At 54.7% G+C, this 16,632-nt stretch carries 20 protein-coding genes; all 20 read right to left on the reverse strand.

Going from position 1 to position 16,632, the window contains the following annotated elements; translation table 11 throughout:
* Window positions 1–157: 157 nt before the first annotated feature.
* Window positions 158–385 carry a hypothetical protein gene (locus tag NT140_06475; protein ID MCX5831515.1) on the reverse strand — a complete coding sequence of 76 codons (228 nt, stop codon included), beginning with the start codon at window positions 383–385 and terminating at the stop codon, window positions 158–160.
* 173 nt (window positions 386–558) lie between these two features.
* The gene (locus tag NT140_06480; GenBank protein MCX5831516.1) at window positions 559–1,308 is read right to left on the reverse strand and encodes a hypothetical protein; all 750 of its coding nucleotides are present in this window, start codon (window positions 1,306–1,308) and stop codon (window positions 559–561) included.
* Window positions 1,309–1,491: 183 nt separating this feature from the next.
* A complete protein-coding gene (locus tag NT140_06485; GenBank protein ID MCX5831517.1) occupies window positions 1,492–4,557 on the reverse strand; it encodes an efflux RND transporter permease subunit in 3,066 nt (1,021 codons plus the stop codon).
* Complete coding sequence (locus NT140_06490) at window positions 4,554–5,687, reverse strand: efflux RND transporter periplasmic adaptor subunit (GenBank protein ID MCX5831518.1); 1,134 nt, start codon at window positions 5,685–5,687, stop codon at window positions 4,554–4,556. Before NT140_06490 ends, NT140_06485 begins: the two co-directional genes overlap by 4 nt.
* Window positions 5,684–7,087 carry a TolC family protein gene (locus NT140_06495; GenBank protein ID MCX5831519.1) on the reverse strand — a complete coding sequence of 468 codons (1,404 nt, stop codon included), beginning with the start codon at window positions 7,085–7,087 and terminating at the stop codon, window positions 5,684–5,686. The genes NT140_06490 and NT140_06495 overlap by 4 nt, the downstream gene beginning before the upstream one ends.
* A gap of 244 nt (window positions 7,088–7,331) precedes the next feature.
* Window positions 7,332–7,784: an HD domain-containing protein gene (locus tag NT140_06500; protein ID MCX5831520.1), complete on the reverse strand. Its 453-nt coding sequence runs from the start codon at window positions 7,782–7,784 to the stop codon at window positions 7,332–7,334.
* Between the two features lie 4 nt (window positions 7,785–7,788).
* Window positions 7,789–7,998, reverse strand: a complete 210-nt coding sequence (locus NT140_06505) for a hypothetical protein (protein MCX5831521.1) — start codon at window positions 7,996–7,998, stop codon at window positions 7,789–7,791.
* 10 nt (window positions 7,999–8,008) lie between these two features.
* Window positions 8,009–9,280, reverse strand: coding sequence for a glycosyltransferase (locus tag NT140_06510; GenBank protein MCX5831522.1), 1,272 nt, complete (start codon window positions 9,278–9,280; stop codon window positions 8,009–8,011).
* Window positions 9,281–9,431: 151 nt separating this feature from the next.
* Complete coding sequence (locus NT140_06515) at window positions 9,432–10,028, reverse strand: FmdE family protein (protein MCX5831523.1); 597 nt, start codon at window positions 10,026–10,028, stop codon at window positions 9,432–9,434.
* Window positions 9,991–10,539, reverse strand: a complete 549-nt coding sequence (locus NT140_06520; GenBank protein MCX5831524.1) for a thioredoxin family protein — start codon at window positions 10,537–10,539, stop codon at window positions 9,991–9,993. The genes NT140_06515 and NT140_06520 overlap by 38 nt, the downstream gene beginning before the upstream one ends.
* A 60-nt stretch (window positions 10,540–10,599) precedes the next feature.
* Window positions 10,600–10,770 (reverse strand): hypothetical protein, encoded by a 171-nt coding sequence (locus NT140_06525; protein ID MCX5831525.1) that lies wholly within the window; start codon window positions 10,768–10,770, stop codon window positions 10,600–10,602.
* A 63-nt stretch (window positions 10,771–10,833) separates the two neighbouring features.
* Window positions 10,834–10,983, reverse strand: coding sequence for a hypothetical protein (locus NT140_06530; protein MCX5831526.1), 150 nt, complete (start codon window positions 10,981–10,983; stop codon window positions 10,834–10,836).
* A gap of 106 nt (window positions 10,984–11,089) precedes the next feature.
* Entirely contained in the window at window positions 11,090–11,842 is a 753-nt protein-coding gene (locus NT140_06535) for a sulfite exporter TauE/SafE family protein (protein MCX5831527.1), read from the reverse strand.
* Between the two features lie 87 nt (window positions 11,843–11,929).
* Complete coding sequence (locus tag NT140_06540) at window positions 11,930–13,552, reverse strand: (Fe-S)-binding protein (protein MCX5831528.1); 1,623 nt, start codon at window positions 13,550–13,552, stop codon at window positions 11,930–11,932.
* Window positions 13,536–14,438, reverse strand: a complete 903-nt coding sequence (locus tag NT140_06545) for a respiratory nitrate reductase subunit gamma (GenBank protein ID MCX5831529.1) — start codon at window positions 14,436–14,438, stop codon at window positions 13,536–13,538. The genes NT140_06540 and NT140_06545 overlap by 17 nt, the downstream gene beginning before the upstream one ends.
* Before the next feature lie 53 nt (window positions 14,439–14,491).
* Complete coding sequence (locus NT140_06550) at window positions 14,492–14,809, reverse strand: TusE/DsrC/DsvC family sulfur relay protein (GenBank protein MCX5831530.1); 318 nt, start codon at window positions 14,807–14,809, stop codon at window positions 14,492–14,494.
* Between the two features lie 27 nt (window positions 14,810–14,836).
* The gene (locus tag NT140_06555; GenBank protein ID MCX5831531.1) at window positions 14,837–15,439 is read right to left on the reverse strand and encodes an FmdE family protein; all 603 of its coding nucleotides are present in this window, start codon (window positions 15,437–15,439) and stop codon (window positions 14,837–14,839) included.
* 50 nt (window positions 15,440–15,489) lie between these two features.
* Window positions 15,490–16,095 (reverse strand): FmdE family protein, encoded by a 606-nt coding sequence (locus NT140_06560; protein ID MCX5831532.1) that lies wholly within the window; start codon window positions 16,093–16,095, stop codon window positions 15,490–15,492.
* Between the two features lie 81 nt (window positions 16,096–16,176).
* The gene (locus NT140_06565) at window positions 16,177–16,338 is read right to left on the reverse strand and encodes a hypothetical protein (GenBank protein ID MCX5831533.1); all 162 of its coding nucleotides are present in this window, start codon (window positions 16,336–16,338) and stop codon (window positions 16,177–16,179) included.
* Between the two features lie 131 nt (window positions 16,339–16,469).
* Window positions 16,470–16,632, reverse strand: a 163-nt coding sequence (locus NT140_06570; protein MCX5831534.1) for a permease, incomplete at its 5' end; no start/stop codon positions are given.

Here is a 16,632-nt window from a genome sequence, read left to right on the forward strand (position 1 = left end):
GACACGCTTTATTCATTCCTCTCAGACGTCATCGCCATAATGACCTGGTAAGCCATTTGGAACCTCCTGCAGCCTTTCTTTAAAGCGAGCATTGCACCTATCGCAATGTGATAGCGCATTTTCCTTTCTCGGTGGAAACGCACTAAGAAACCCACACCTACCCCTGCTCCGCCTTCAATTTTCCTTCCTCCTTCAATTGTTTCTTTACCTTTGCCCATAGGCGTTCCTTCCGGTAGATCTTGCGCACGGCTTCTATATCGGGAAAGCTTATCGCCTTGCCCATGCAAAGGTTTGCGCAGGTTGAGCAGCCCACGATACACGAGTAGGGACGTCCCACCTGGGAACCGCCCTCTGCCCAGTCGTATACAGCTTTGCCGCAGTTCATACACATACCGCATTTAACGCATTTTTTGGGGTCGATTGTGGGAAACCAATTAATCTTCTCTCGCGGATATCCAGTTAGCCAAGCCATTGTAATTCCTCCTTAAAAGTTTCGTATCCCCATTTCGATTACAGGATGGTGTCTCGTTTAATCCATACCATCCTGCATCCTTATGGTTAAAATTTACCAAACATCAGAAATGCCTTTGTTAATGAAGACTTGAGACGGCTCAGCACCTCGAATACCTGATCGCGGGTACCGCCAGGAGCGACAGACTCAAGTTTTGCGATATCCTTCCGGACTGAGTCCATGGCCGACCGGATCTCTGCAATTTTGGCTGCATCAAAATGAAAAAGTTCCGCGTCGAGGTTGACAGCCTGAACAGATGCCCAGGTTGCCTTGAGGACCGGAACCATAGATGATACAAATCTGATGTCTGCTTCGGTTAAATCCGGTGCCTTCTTGCCGGTCAGAATGGCGATCGTCTTGTCACGTACTACACGATATTTGCTGAAGCCGTCGAGATAATACTCGATATTCCGTTTTTCCCGAAGCTCCTCAAAGGTAATTCTAACGCCTTCCAACACTTCGTGAATTTTCGGAAGATTTCCTTCCTGAGCAGCTTGTCCCGCTTCGGCAATACTATCTTTCACGGTTTCAAGGCCCCTGGTCCATTCGGCGTCACCTGGAAATGCGTCCCGAGCTGACGCAAAAAAGATCGTCCATTGTAACTGAAGGCGCACGACCGCAGTCCTCGTCGCGTCAAGTTTTCCCTGATTGCTCAAAGAAGCCACCGGGATAAGGATCTGATCGAGAGCTGCCATTTCGGAAACAAGTGAGGGCGCCGCAAAGCCCTGGGCTGCCAGCCCCGTGATCAATAGGCCTGCAATAACGACTGTCTTCATTACTTTTCTGAAAGATCGCAAGGTTTTCTCCTTTTCAAATCGTGTTAGATTGCCGCTCGGCAATTCAATTTGCCAACTGTGGAAATACTATGTCATCTCCAATTTAACGTAACCGGCTAAAAAAAATCCTGCGGGATCACCCCGAATCTGATAGTCAAAGACCCGTTTCCGGCGGCGGCGGATATCGTTGATTATGATCGCCTGTCAGCGCTCCCTGCCGGTAAAAATGACGTAGAATACGGGCAGAAGGAACAGCGATACCAGCACCCCCACTGCAAGCCCCCCGATGGCGCCGACGGCAATGGGCTGAAGCATGTCTCCGCCTTCCTCAATGTTGAGGGCCAGTGGGATGAGCCCGGCGATAAAACAGAACGAAAGCATAAGACGAGGCCGCAGGCGGATTTTTGCCGCCGTGACAATGGCCTCAACTGCCGTCAGTTGCTCGTGGGATCTCAGCGATTCTGCGTAGGTGATGACCAGGACGCCCTCATTGACAGTCAAGGCGATCACCACCAAGATGCCGATGATCAGCGTGGCGCCCATCGGAATTCCGGTCAGGAAAAGGGCCGCGACCGTTCCGGACAGGCAGAAGGGAATCACCGACAGGACGAGCGCCGGGAGCTTCAGGCTGTTAAACTGGACGGCCAGAACGGCAAAGGCGAAAAACATGGCGAACCCCAGAATCATCACCACTGACCTCGTCATGTCCCGCATCATCTGGGCCTGGCCGCCGTAGAAGACCTCGTAGCTCCCCGGCAGCTCGAACTTCGCCATGGCCTTCTTCAATTCGTCAAGTGCCTGGCCAATGCTCACATCGGCGGCATCTCCGCGGATGATCACCTCTTTGACCTGATCTTCCCGGAGAATCTCGACGGGTCCGGTGGCCTGAATGACCTTTGCCACATCTCTGAGTCGCAGGTAACCGCCTCGGGAACGGCTGATGATCAAATTCTCGACATCTTGTCGGGAGGCAACCTCCTTTTCCGGCATTCTCAGGCGGATACTGTACAAATCCTCCCCATCCCGGAAGCGCGTTGGCACGGCGCCGCTCAGGAGCGTTTGCGCCGCCGAGGCGACATCGGCCACGGTGACACCGAGGCTGGCGGCCCGGGTGCGATCGAGCCGGATCTGGTATTCCGGTTTCGTCAAATCCATGGAAACATAAACGTTCCGGAAATATTTGAGACCGTTCATGGCCTCCGAGGTCTTCCGCGCCAGATCGAAGAGGACCTTCATATCCTCTCCCTTGATCTTTACCTCGATGTCCGCTTCGCCGATTTTGCGCATCCCCTTCATCTTCATCTGCGCGACGATGAGATTGCCCCCAGGAACGGGGACTTTCGAGACTACGGATCTGACCTGCCTGATATAATCCTTGGTGCCGATCTTCCGTTTATGGCGTGGAACGAGCTGGATATTGATTTCCCCCTCGTTGGCGATCTCGAAGGCGTAGAGCCCCAGCACCTTGGCGCCTGCAAGCGTGAAATAGCTCTCAATCAGGGGATCCTTGGCAATTTTCCCCTCGATGTCGCGCAGAATGCGGTCAGTCTCACCGACGGAGGCCCCCGTCGGGAGCTTCACCTTGATCATGACGCGGCCGTCGTCCATGGCGGGTAGAAATTCGCTCCCCACCCAGAAGAAAAGCGAGGCGGCCCCGATCATGAAGACCGAAAACACGCTCAGGATCAGCTTCCTTCGGCGGAGCACCGCCCTCAACAAGCCTTCGTAGCGTCCTTTAACGCTTTCAAAAAACCGTTCGAAGATACCTGATTCGACCGATCGGGAGCCTCTTTCTCCCAGGAGGAGCGCCGTCAGCATGGGTGTGGCTGTCAGGGCCATCAACAGGCTGATTAAAACGATCCCGGCAACGACCAGAATCAGTTCCTTGAACAGCAGGCTGATCAATCCCGGCACGATCAGAAAGGGGAGAAAAACAGCCAGGAACGCCAGCGTCGCGGCGATGATGGCCGGCCCGACCTGCGCGGCGCCGGAGATGGCGAGCGTCTCTGAGGTTCCGGGTTCTCCTTCATGCCTCAATCGGGTGATGTTTTCCACAACGACGATGGCGTTGTCCAAAACGACGCCGAGAGCGACGACGAGCCCCCCGAGGGAGAAGATGTTAAGGGAAAAACCGGCCAGCTTCATCAGGGCGAAGTTGACGATCAGGGTGATCGGCAAAACCAGCATCATGATCAGGGCCTGCCGCCAGCTTCCCAGGAAAAGGTAAACCACGAGAATGATGAGAACGGCGGCTTCGGCGGCGGCGTTCCTGACACCCTTGAGGGCGGCGGTGACGTAATCCGCCTGATTTTCCACGATCCCGAGGCGGATGTCCCCCGGCAGGGAGGCCTTCAGCTCCGCGATTTTCCGTTCCACGGCCTGGGCAACATTGACGGTGTTGGCACCGGCCTGCTTGAGGACGCTCAACTTGACGCACGGTTTGCCACCGATACGGGTGATCACGCGCGTCTCCTCGTGGCTGTCTTCGACCTTTGCCACGTCCCGCAGGGACACCTTCCCCGCATCCCCACCCTTCAGGACCACTGCCCTGATCTCGTCCAGCGAACGGTACTCGCCCACCGTCCGTGCGATGAATTCGCGGGGGCCGACGGTGATCCGGCCGCCGAATTGTTCGATGTTTTCCTCCTGAAGCCGCTTGGTCACCGCCGGCAGGGAAAGGCCATATTTCTCCAGGGCAGCGGCGTCCAGATGAACCAGGATCTCCCGTTTGAGCCCTCCGGTGATATCCGTCCCGGCGACCCCCGGCACGGAGATGATCTGATTCTGGAGCCACTTGTCCACCCAGGTGCGGAGTTTGACCATATCCCACTGATCGGACGAGACGGTGAGCTGGATCACGGGAAGCTGGGAGGGGTCCGACTTGAAGACGAGGGGAGGATCAATGTCCTTCGGCAGCTTCCTGGCCACCCTCGCCATCGCCGCCAGGGCGTCCTGGTAGGCGGTGTCGAGGGAAACCCCGTACTGGAAGTTCGCCGTCAGTGTGTACATCCCTTCGATTGATGAGGATTCGAGGTAGTCCAGTCCGTCAACCGACGCCATTTGTCGCTCGATGGGATCGGCGACGTTCACGTCCAGTTCCTCGGGGGTGGCGCCGCGGGCGTAGATATAGACCTTGATCATGGGATAGGTCATATCGGGCAGGAAATTTGTTGGCAGTTGCCACAAGCCATAGGCGCCCAGGATGATCAGCGTCATGACAATTGCGGCGGTGGCGATGCGCCGTTTGACGGCCAGAGCGGAGATCTTCATTTGGGCGTTCCTTTCGTAGCGGCTGCCACCGGTTTGGCTGCGTCCGCCTTGACATCCGGTCCGCCTTTCTTCTCCAGCAGTTTGACCTCCGTTCCGTCTTTCAATTTTTCATTGCCGGCCACGACGACCCGTTCGCCAGGTTTCACTCCGCTGACGATCTCGATCATCCGTCCCGATTCGATCCCCGTCATAACCTTTCTCGCGACGGCCTTTCCTTCCTGGACAACGAAGACCACGCGAGCGCCTGTCGCATTGACGAGGACGGCTTCTGCGGGGACCATAACCGCCTTATCATGGGTCTGCACATTCAGTTGAATTCTGGCGAAGAATCCCGGCATCAGGGCGATCTTCTCCGACACAACCGCCTCGGCAAGCCGGGTGCGCGTGCCGGGGTCGAGCTTTGGATAGACGCGATTGATCCGGGCTGAAAAAGTTTTTCCGGGATAGGCGTCCAGGATGACGGACAAGATCTTGTCGGCGCCGACGCTTTGCGCATCCGCCTCGGGAACAGCAAAGCGGACGACAAGACTCGCCGGATCAAATATTTCAATCAGGGGGGTCCTAGGGGCCACGTAATCGCCTTCGACCACCATCACCTTGGAGACAATGCCGCTCCAGGGGGCGGTGATCTGATAGTCCGTGCGGCTCTCCTCGACCCTGGCTAACTGCGCCTTGGCATTTTCGTATTTGGCGTTGGCGATGCCGAGCTGGTCTCCAGGAATGGCCCCGTTTTCAACCAGTTTTTTTACCCGCTCCAGTTCATCCTGCTCCTTTTTCAAATCCAATTGAGTAGCGGTCAGGAGGGCGTTGATTGACTTATCCCGGCCGATGCAGATGAGCTTCTGGTCTTTTTTCACGCGATCACCCTCGCGGACGACGCTATCGCCGCAATAGCCGATGGGGCCTTCGGCGGGGGATGACATCCGGGCGATTCTTGCCGCCTCCACCGTGCCGTCCAGATCGATGGACCGACCGATGGAACCGGACGTCGCCACAGTGACCGCTACGACAGGCAGATTCTTGGCAGGCGCAACTTCCGCCGCGGCTGAGGTCGGCGCATATCGCCACATGCAGACGTTCAGAAATAAAAAGGCTAAAATTCCGGAAATAAAGATGACTCGCTTGCTCATAACGTTCCTCCCGTTGCCAGCTTCAGTCTGGCCATGGATATGTGATAATCGATGCAGGCCCGGCAATTGCTCGTTTCTATCTGGAGCAAGGCGGCTTGGGCGTCGAGGACATCCGTGATGGACCCCTTGCCCAGTTCGTACTTCAACGACTCGATGCGGAGGCTTTCCTTCGCCTGCTCGATCGATTTTCCCGTCGCCCTGAACCGCGCTGTATTCGACAGCACGTCGAGGGCCGCCGTCTCCGTCTCCTGCCGGATCTGAAGGTCCAGTTTTTTCAACCGATCCCGCGCCGCCGCGAGAATGGCGGACTCCTCGGCGACCTTCGCGGCAACGCGACCACCCTCGAACAGCGGCACCGAAAGGACGACGCCGATGTAACTCGCGTCTTCCGTTGATTTGGTGTTTTTTCCCATGTCCGCCGCGCTTGAAGCGTTCCTGATGCCGTAAGTCCCCAACAAGTTGACGCTGGGCAGGTAACCGGACTTCGCAGCTGCCACCCGCAGTTCCTGAGCCTCCAACCGGTCTTTTGCGGCCTGGTAATCGGGGCGTTTTTGCAAGGCCGATTCGATCAACCGTCTCATATCGATGGACGTTTCTAAAGGAAGGTCCGCTTTATCTTCCAATCGCGCCTTTTCCGGGACTGCGTCATATCCCATCAGGTTGAACAAGAGGCGCTCCTGGACGGCCAATGTATTTTCTTCCTTGATGATATTCTGATTCAGATCCGATAGACGGACTTCCGTCCGCAGGAGATCAACCTTGGCAACCTTCTGGACGTCATAGAGTTGCGAAACCCGTTTTCTGTTTTCTTCGAGCGCCCCCCGAGAAAATTCCAGGGAAGCGATGACCTTCTTCTGTCCGAGAATCGAGAAATAAACACCGGTTACGCTGTAGATCAGCTCATCCCGGGTACGGATGAACCTTTTCTTTTCCGCTTCGGATAGCTTTCCAGCGGTGCCGGCTTCGCTGGTGATGCGCCCCCCGGCGTAAAGGGTCATTCGCGCCACCAGATCGGCCCGCAGGATATCGTTATCGAAGACGCCCAACTCCCCGTTGTACCGGGCCGCAATCAACCTCTGGTTGTCTCCGTATCGTTGATAGCTGCCTTCGGCGCTCACCTGAGGCCAGAAAGCGGCCCGCGCGGCATCGAACCTCGATTCGGCCGCAGACATATCCCCTTGGGCGGCGGCGATCTCAGGATTTTTCGCCAGCGCTATGTCGATACAGCGATCCAGTGAAAAGAGAGAGTCGCTTTCCGCGACGGCGGCGGTCTGAATTGCCTGCGCATGGCCTCCGGGTCCCGACGCCTGGGCTTGGGCATTGCGGGAATAGATGTCGGACAGGGAGACGGCCACGAGAAAGACGACGAAACCTATTTTCTTTATCGTTACTTTGGTCACAGGACTTCAACCTCCTATTTTCTTGTACCTAATACTGGCCATTAAATTTAACAATGCTTCAGCCAAGTCCTCGTTATGGCCCGCGATGCAATAAACCGCTTCGGAACTCGGGTTGCATTCCGGTCGGGAAATCCGTTTAGTGTATCCGGTTAACAGCATGTTATCACCTCCATATATTCAAATACTTCGATCAAAAAAATTGCTGGTTGACGCCTGCACGTCGGCCATCATCCGGCAGAGGCGGTCAGTCATATGTCCTATTCTCTTCAAAATCGAATTCTCCTTTGGCAAACAGGGACAAACAGGCATCCACGACCTGGGGATCATAAAGGATGCCTCGGTTTTTAGATATTTCTTCCAATGCCTTATTGATGCCCAAGGCCGGACGGTAAGGCCGGTGTGAGGTGACGGCTTCAACGACATCAGCCACGCCGATAATCCTGGCCTCTAAAGTGATATCTTCACCTGATAGTCCCTGTGGGTATCCGGAGCCGCCGAGCCTCTCGTGGTGCTGGAATACGGCCCGGGCAACCGACCAGGGAAATTCGATCTCCTTCAATATTTCATAATCGATTTGGGGATGATCCTCTATCAAAGCAAATTCTTTATGACTTAATTTTCCGGGTTTGCTTAAAATCTCCGCCGGAATATGTATCTTGCCCACGTCGTGGACCGTCGCCGCCGTCCGGATGCCCATGATTTTATCCTCGGTAATACCGATCAGCAGCGATCGCACCGGCCAGAGCGGCAACCCGTTGCTGGTGACCCGCCGTGTAGGGATCTCTGGTCTCGACGATCTTCGCCACGGTCTGTATCAGCCCTTCCGTTCGTTTGAGCTTTTGCTCACAGCTTGCCGGTACGGCGCGTGGACGTCGTCGCTGTTTCGGTTTATCGATTGATGATGCCTGCATATTTTTCTCCCTACCCACAAACCCTGCGATATACCGACAGGATTTTTTCCGCGGCCGCTTTCCAGTGGATGTTCTTAAGCTCTTCCCGCGATCTGTCCACCATCTCCGTCACCAGAGCCGGATGCCGGATCGCCCCGATCATCTTGTCGGCCAATTCATCAACATTCCAGAAGTCAACTTTCAGTGCGTGGTGAAGGATCTCGGAGACGCCCGACTGCTTTGACATAATGACGGGAATATCATAGAGCATGGCTTCCAGCGGCGATATTCCGAAAGGTTCGGAAACGCTCGGCATGACATAGAGGTCACTCAGGGCATAGATTCGTTCCACCTCGTCGCCCTTCAGGAAGCCGGTAAAATGAAAGTGACGGCCTATTCCCAACTGGGCAACTCTTTCGATCATCCGGGGCATCATATCCCCGGCGCCGGCCATAACGAAGGTCACCCGCGGAATCATCTCCAGCACCCTTGCCGCCGCCTCGATGAAGTAGTCGGGCCCCTTTTGGAACGTAATCCTTCCCAGGAAGAGAACAATCTTTTCACCCGGCCGTTTCTCACCGCGGTAGCGTATTGCCCCCTCGCTCCGCGATACGGCATTGTGCACGACCGTCACCTTTGCGGGGTTGATGCCATAACGGTTCACGATGGTATTCTTCGTGTAATGACTCACGCTGATGATATGATCCGCATTTTCAAGCCCGTAACGTTCAACATCGTAAACCTGACGATTGATGTTCTCGCCGCTCCGGTCGAATTCGAGGGAGTGGACATGGTAGATATAGGGTTTTCCAGTCGCCCGCCGGGCCTCGATCCCCGCATGGACCGTCATCCAATCATGTCCGTGGATGACATCGAAGGTCTCTCCCCTCGCCAGAATGCCTGCCGCCCGGCCATAGTTTATCACCTCCAGAAAGAGATCTGAACCATAATCGCCGGAAAGTTCCCCGGTACCGTGGTTACCCGGCCGCTGATTTGTCAAAATCCCTCGTGACAAGGAGGCGATTAACGGCGAGGCGCTGGCGTATGGCCTCAGGGTAGATGCAATTGCCCTGAATTCCATGGCCTTGGTGAAAATTTTCGTTGACGAATCTTCGCTCAAAGAGACATCCGATGCCGATATCAGCTTTACATGGGATGCAAGATGGTCTCCCTTTATTTTCGGCAGCACAAAAATAATTTCCGTACCAAGCTCGCCCAGTCCCTGGGTGATGCCCAAACAGGCTGTTCCAAGTCCGCCGCTGATATGGGGAGGAAATTCCCAGCCGAACATGAGAACGCGCATAAGCTCGCTCCTCTCTGACGACATTGTACAATCTGCCGCCTTCATTTATCTCCATAAGGCCTTGCCCGTGAGGCTCAAATATCGTCTATTGGACGGGGTGGTTGGATTCACCGTCCAAACTGAATGTGGTGAAAAACAGCGCCCAACTATTTCAGTAGCCCGAGCAGGGGATGCACACCGGCTGCCCATCCTTGATCCGGACATAGCGATCGAAGACGTACTCATGGCACAGGCTGCATTTGGCCTTGTTGAACGACCCCTTCACCGGTATGAACTTGAAGTCGGGTTTTGCCTCTACCTGAAAAAGAAAATCGTCCGGCTGTTCATACACCCACTGGAGAATTTCATCTCTAATTGCTTCCGGGATCTGGGACGGCTCCACCCCCTTTTTTCGATAGACAAAGAATTCGAACTTCCCCATGGCGTCGATGAAGTCGGGATTGAGGGAGTAGCGCACGGCACCTTTCCGGGGATGGTAGAACGTCGCCGCCAACTTGCCATAGAAGGTCTTGGCCATTAAAAGTTTCCCATAGGTGGCGCAGGTTGACGCCTGCAGACCGTCCATCATGCAGGTCTGAGGGTGTCCTTCGCCAATTTCCGGGAAGATGAAAAACCCGTGGTCCGGTTCAGGTTCGAGACCCAGATGCGAGAGTGCCAGCTTGCCCATGCGATAACCGATGGGCATGAAGGGACAACGGTGGCCGTGAAACTCAAAAGTCCATTCCGGTGGAACATGTTTTGTCGTCATAACATACCTCCTTGTTAAGTTTAGGTAATACGCCCTTTAGGATCTCTTCCAGTTCCCGGCTGTTGGGAACCCGACCAACTGCGATCAGTTTGCCATTTATGACCAGGGCGGGCGTACCCATAAGCCCCAGCTTCATCATCTCCCGGATATCCTTGATATACCGGTAGTCAACCTGGAGTCCCTTCCTGGCGATGACCTCCATGACCAGGCGGTCCAACTGCTCGCAAAGGGGACAGCCAGGACCGTAAACGCGTATTTCCGGCACGCCTGGTTTCCGCGTACGAGAGGCCTGCTGTCCCGTAAAGACCCTGTATTCATCGAAAAGGTCTTCGCGGTACATGTCTTCCAACTGAAGAGGCACGTAGTTTTTCACCTTGACCTTCTCAATGATCAGTTGCTTCACGGCCTTGTCGCCTTTTACCCCCGCGGCCCTGACTTCTGAGAAAATCTCATCCAGGTCTATGATCCCTACCGTGTTTCCACCGATGCGTATCTGTCTTGACTGTTCCATCTTGCCCACCTCTTTAAGCTTGAATCTTTCCGATTGCCGCTTGTTATCTTTTATCTGCGGTCAGGCATCAATCGCATTTTTCAGCCCGCCCTGCTGTGTTATCGTGCGCTCCGACCGTTTAGCGATAATCTTTACAAAATCGAGTGCGCCCTGGGCATCTCCGTCCAGGACAATCCTTTTAACGGTTATGTATTCTTCGAACGTAAATGTTAGAACCGCATGATCAAGCATGACTGCCTCCTAAATTCCTTGTATGTTTTGACGAACTCCCGGACCGAGCTCGAAGACTGGCCGTCACTTTGGGTTCATGGCTTCATCCAGCCGTTTTTCCAGTTTCTTGACAAATTCCATCGATCCTTTTACGTCGGAATCGAGCAGAATCCGCTTCAAACCATAGATATCCTCCAAGTCAAAGCTAAGAGCTTTTTTATGCTTGTCATTCATATTTACCTCCCAGCACGACAAAAATACCCGTTAGGCCAAATCGGCGCCTTCATTCCTCATTAATCATGACATCCACCTCTTGCCCATGGATTCATTTTTAGAGCCTTTATTTCAGCAAATCCATAATCATTTTGATTGCGATGAGATACAAAATTATTCCAATTGCAGCTTTGACCTGCTTCGCACTTAATCTCTTAGTCATGAGATGTGCTCCCAATATCGCACCGGCAATTGACCCCAAGGTACACAAAGACAGCAATCCGAGATTTATGTTCCCCAGGCTTACATGTCCCAAAAATCCCGCGAGGGAAGAAAATATAACAATAAAAGCGGTCGTGGCGGATGCCTTCTTAGGATTGAATCCCAGCCACACGAGGACCGGTACGATGATATTCCCCCCACCGACGCCCAAAAGTCCGCCTAAATAGCCCGCCAGGGAACCGACACCCAGCCCGTACCCAAATGATTTTTTAGTGCTGTCCTCAATTTGTCTTTCTTTCGCCTGGTAAAACAGCATCATCGAAGCAGCAAAGACCAGAAACCCTACAAACAGCCATTTTAGTATATGCTCCGGCAAATGTTCCGCTGTGCGCGCCCCCAGCGGTGAAAGTACGGTCGCCATAATGAGGATTGGAATGGCACTTTTAAAAACTATCAGCTTTTCCCTAGCATAGGTTATGGACGCAAATATCATGGCGACTGAATTTAGCAGGAGCGCCGTTGACATAGCGGTAAGAAGAGGTATCTTTAAGGCTAAAAATACGGGGATAAGGATGAAGGCCGCACCGATACCGGCTATCGTTAAGACTATCGTAAAACCGAAGGTGGCTATTCCTGCCATAATGTAAGTAAGAGTCATCCTATAAGCCTTTCTAAATTCAACAGTATGTCATGGACGAATAGAAGCAAGGCCACCCGCCTTTTTTGCCGGCGTCCACCTGTGCCGCTATTCCCCAAGGTGCCAGTCAATGTAAGGCCTCGGCAAGTCGGCCATGGCATTTACCATCAAATCGGCCAGGCCGGTATAGTGGATGCGGTATTTCTCCTCCAGGCCGTAATGTCGGAGCGCCTCGCGGAGGGTTCCCTTGCAGTTCGAGCAGGGCGCGATGACGCACTTGTCCGTGTCGGCTTCCAGCACATCCTGGAACGCCGCCAGTATCTGGCTCACCTTGACGCGCACAGACACGTTATTTCGCCATTGCGCAAAGTTGAGCGTGTCCATAATGGCGAACCCGCCCCCGCCGCCGCAGCAATAGTTCTCCACGCCCTGGGGCGTCATCTCGCGCAAGGGCTGGGCGCACACGGCCTTGATGATCTCTCGTTGCGGGCGGACAATGCCCATCAGCCGCACCACGTTGCAGGGGTCGTGCAGGGTGATGGGAAAATCGTTCCGCGCCGGGTCAAAGCGCACCCGCCCGCTCTTGACGATTGCCCACAACAGCGGCAGGCAGCTCTCGCGGGGCATTTCCGACAGGCTGAGCTCGCCCGGTAAGAGGCGGTCGGCAATCACGCACAGGGTTTTATGGGCGTGGCCGCACTCGCCTACTACGATCTTGTTGACTCCTAACTCTTTGGCCAGAGTGACGTGCCGCACGGCAATGCGGGTCAGTTCCACATCATCGAACCAGACGCCGTAGTTGACAGCGTCGTAGCCCAACTGCTCACTGCTGAGCGTCCAATCAATACCGGCCGCATCAAAAAGGATGGCAAAAGCAGCCGGGTTTTCCGGCCAGGAAAGAAATTCGCCGGCATTGTGGATCAAAAGAATATCAGCGCCTTTCTTGTCCACCGGCAGTTTGATTTTTTTGCCCGTCTTTTCCAGGATAATGTCCTCTACACACTCGACCAGGTCTCTAAAACCGGCTGGGTTCATACCGGTCGAGGATCCCACCTGAAGTTGTTGGCGGGTGCCCTTTTTCAACAGCTCCGGCGGTGCGATGCCTAACTCCTGGCTGAAAAGCTTGCGAATCTCGCGGGCAATCAGGGCGTTGTCTATGCCGACCGGGCAGACCGCCGCGCAGCGCCTACAGAGGTTGCAGCGATAGGACAACTCTAACAGACGCCAAACCGTCTTGGCATTCAGCTCGATGTCCGCACCGAGAAAAGAGCCCAGCAACTTGCCGCCGGTGGTCAGGTAACGCTGGTAAAGCCGTCGTAAAATTTCAGCGCGAAAGGTGGGGCGATAAATCTCTTGCCGCCCGCTGCCTACATAGACGTGGCACGCTTCCGAGCAGGTCTGGCAGCGGACGCAATAGTCCATGGCCAACCGCAGGTTCTTGACAAATGGCCAGTTGTTATGCGGATCGAACAGCTTTTTCAGCCCGCTCAAGAATCCCTTGACCAGCCGCTCTTCCTCTTCCAGCGTGGTGGGTTTGGGCAGGTCAAAATCGGAAAAACCGTCCAACGAAAAGTCATAACTTTCCAGCCAGCGCGCCTTGAGAGGCGCCAGCGGTGGCTGCTCCAGGCCGGGCAGCGCCAGCAATTCATCAATGGACATGGGCGCCAGCGGCTCATCGCCTGGTGAAGAAATTTGCGATAAATGTGTTATTTTTTCATTTCTTCTCACCATGGGTCTGTTCCAGCCAGGTCCGGCCGGTCGCCACATGCGGCCCCGCCCACGTGACCCGATAGGCGAGCTGCGCCGCCATTTTTTCGTCCACGGGCGAGCCTTTGATTTTAAAGCGGTCCTCCCACAACGTCAGATGGATCGTAAAATACTTGGCAAAATAGTGGATCAGTTTGGAGAAGGGCATGTAGATCAAAAAGAGCTCGAAGAACAAGAAGCACAAGGCGGTCAGGACGGGAATCGCAACTGGCCTGAAGGAAAGGACGCTGTCCACATAGGCGCGATGAGAGGCGAAGACGGGATCAGCCAGCAAGGAAAGCAAGCCGGACACAAAGATCGCCGCCAGGAACAGGAGATTGAAATAATCCACCGGCGCAGTATAAAGCCGTAGATCGGCGTGGCTGACTCGCTTGACGGCCAGCCCCAGGCTGCCGACCGCGCCCAGCGCAAAAGCGGCCATTCCCACACTGTTGACCAAATACGTCAGAGTAACCGGTTGGTCGGCCCCTCCGACGATGCGCTCCACAACCAACAGGCCCGCCCAACCCAGCAGCAGATAATCGCCCCAGTGCATCGCCAGCGAAAACGGCCACAGACCGTAAGGATTATGTTTCCTCACCCGCTTGAGAAAGAATATCTCGGTGCCCATTTCCGCCAGCTCGGCCGGAAGGAATGACCCGGTCTGGGGTTTTTGGGCCCAGTCTGTTTCCTCCATGTACGAGCCGCCGTAGCGGCGTCTCTCCCTTGGCCCGTGCGGCGACGGGTAGATCTCCCAGCGCAGGTTGAGGGGCAGCCTGGACAACTTGAAAATCTTGACGGCCGAAACGCCGACAAAGAGCAAAACCGAGCCCCAACCCGATAAGACCATCATCCACTGAAACATAAGCATCTCCTGGAAGACCTTCTGGATTTCGCGCGAGCGCCCGGCAGGTCTATCCCTCGTTACACGCAGCCAGTCGGCTTGGACAGGCCGGCAATTTTACACGCGCCCTGGGCCGGGCCGTTGGGGAAAAGCTCGTTAATATACTTGAGCTGAAAGCCCGTATCCTTGCACAACTTGCGGATGAGCGGGGCAACGCCAAACTTTTGGTAATAGTCGCGGATGTGCTGGATCACCTTCCAGTGATCCGGCGTCAAGGCGTTGATGCCTTGCTGCCCGGCCAAGAACTCTGCCAGATCTTTGTCCCACACGGACGGGTCGGCAATGAAACCGTCCTCGTCCACTTCGATCGACTTGCCTCGATATTCGATTAACGGCATATTCTCATCTCCATCTTTTAAAACGCACTAACGCTCATATCCTGAGCAGGGGATGCAAACATGCTTGTCTTTCACCACGCGCAGGTAAGCGTGAGCGGTCAGCTCGCCGCAGCCGGCGCAGGGCACAAAGCCCATTACCTCCGGGAACCATTCACCCGCGTACTCAAAGACCGGGCCAATGGTCAGCACGTCCGCTTCCGGCGCATTCCACACCAGGTTGACCAGTTCCATCTGTTCTTCTTCAGGAATTTCATCCGGCATGATCCCCAGGCCGCGCTTCCGCATAAAGGCCGACTCGCCAATCTGCTTTTGCAGGGTAGGTTTGTAGCTCACCCTCACCGCGCGATTGGTCGCCTTCTCGATCAGGCTAAAGGCCAGTTTGCCGTAGGGCTGTTTGCGAATGTTTCCCTTGCCGAAGGTACAGCCGGTGGTGTATTGCACGCCGTCACCGAAGCAAATCCCGCCGTGGTCTTCGCCGGTCTCCAGGATGCTGTATAACTGCGTGCCGCCGGAGCGTTTCACGCCCAGGGTTCGCAGGGCTGCCAACCCCGCGCGCACGCCTGCCACACTGGCGTAGCATTTGTGGCCGTGAAACTTTAACGCGTCCATCAGTATTTGTTTGTCGTCCATTGAGTCCTCCTTGTAAAATTTGATAGGTAATCGCCGGTAATCACGGCTCCTTACACTTTTTCCGCGCACGGCATGCACACGACCCTGCCGTTCTTGACGCGGGCGTAGCGTTCCACCGCCACCTCGCCGCAATCGGCGCAGGTGATAGTCTTGAAATCCTGTGGGTGGGGTTTGGGCGGTGTGATTTCCACCACCTCGCCAATCTGAAACAACGATTCGGCTGGGGCGCTCAATACCATCTCGACCATCGGATCCACCAACTTGGGGTCAATCTGGGAAGCCGGCACGCCGTTCTTGCGAAATTGGATGAACTCGGATTCCTGGCTGCGCTGAATCATCTCCGGCCGCGTCATCACGCGCACGCTACACCCCGTCTTGTTGTCAATCAGCGTGAGAACAAACTTGCCATAGCCCATTTTTTGAATGTTGCCCTTGCCAAAGGTGCAGCCGGTCGCCATTTGCACGCCGTCGGCATAGCATGTACCGCAGTGATCGCGGTCAATCTCCACCAACGCAGTTAATTGGCCGTCGGCCGCACGTTGCACGCCCAATACTTCCAACGCGGCCAATCCCGCTCTCAATCCCATAGGCATGGCCGGACAAGTGTGTCCGTGCAACAGCAATCCCGCTTTGTATAACTCGTTATTACTATCCATTTCAATTTCCTCCTTTTAAAGTTTTAAACCTTCATTGATTTCTTTTGCAGTGTCCACGACACGGCGGACATCACCGAGACATCACCTTCCCAGGGGATGGGTAGTGTCGCATCTGCACATCCCCTGCTTTTTCTCATTTAGTATTCTTTCCAGGATGGATGACGTTCCATTATTTCCCTGAACGTCCCTGATTATATCTTCTTCCGAATATCCAAAACAGTAGCAGATAAGATTCTTCGTCATTAGTCGCCCCTTCTATCTTGCTAAACAAATAAGATCGATAACAGCGCCGTTCCCAATATTGCCCAGAGGGCGTCATTTTTTAATCAGAGTATCCGTTTGCTCACCAATGTCGGAAGGCCCGTTTCCCCAATCTACTGAAGGGACAGGGCATTAAAAAGATAACCGACCGCCATGATGCCGATACCCACTATACCGATGAATACCGCAATCAGGCGGGGCTTCAGGACTTTGCGCAGGATGATGAACTCCGGCAGGGAAAGGGCGATTACCGACATCATGAAGGCCAGCACGGTC

The sequence above is a fragment of the Deltaproteobacteria bacterium genome (assembly GCA_026388415.1).
GTDB lineage: Bacteria > Desulfobacterota > Syntrophia > Syntrophales > JACQWR01 > JAPLJV01.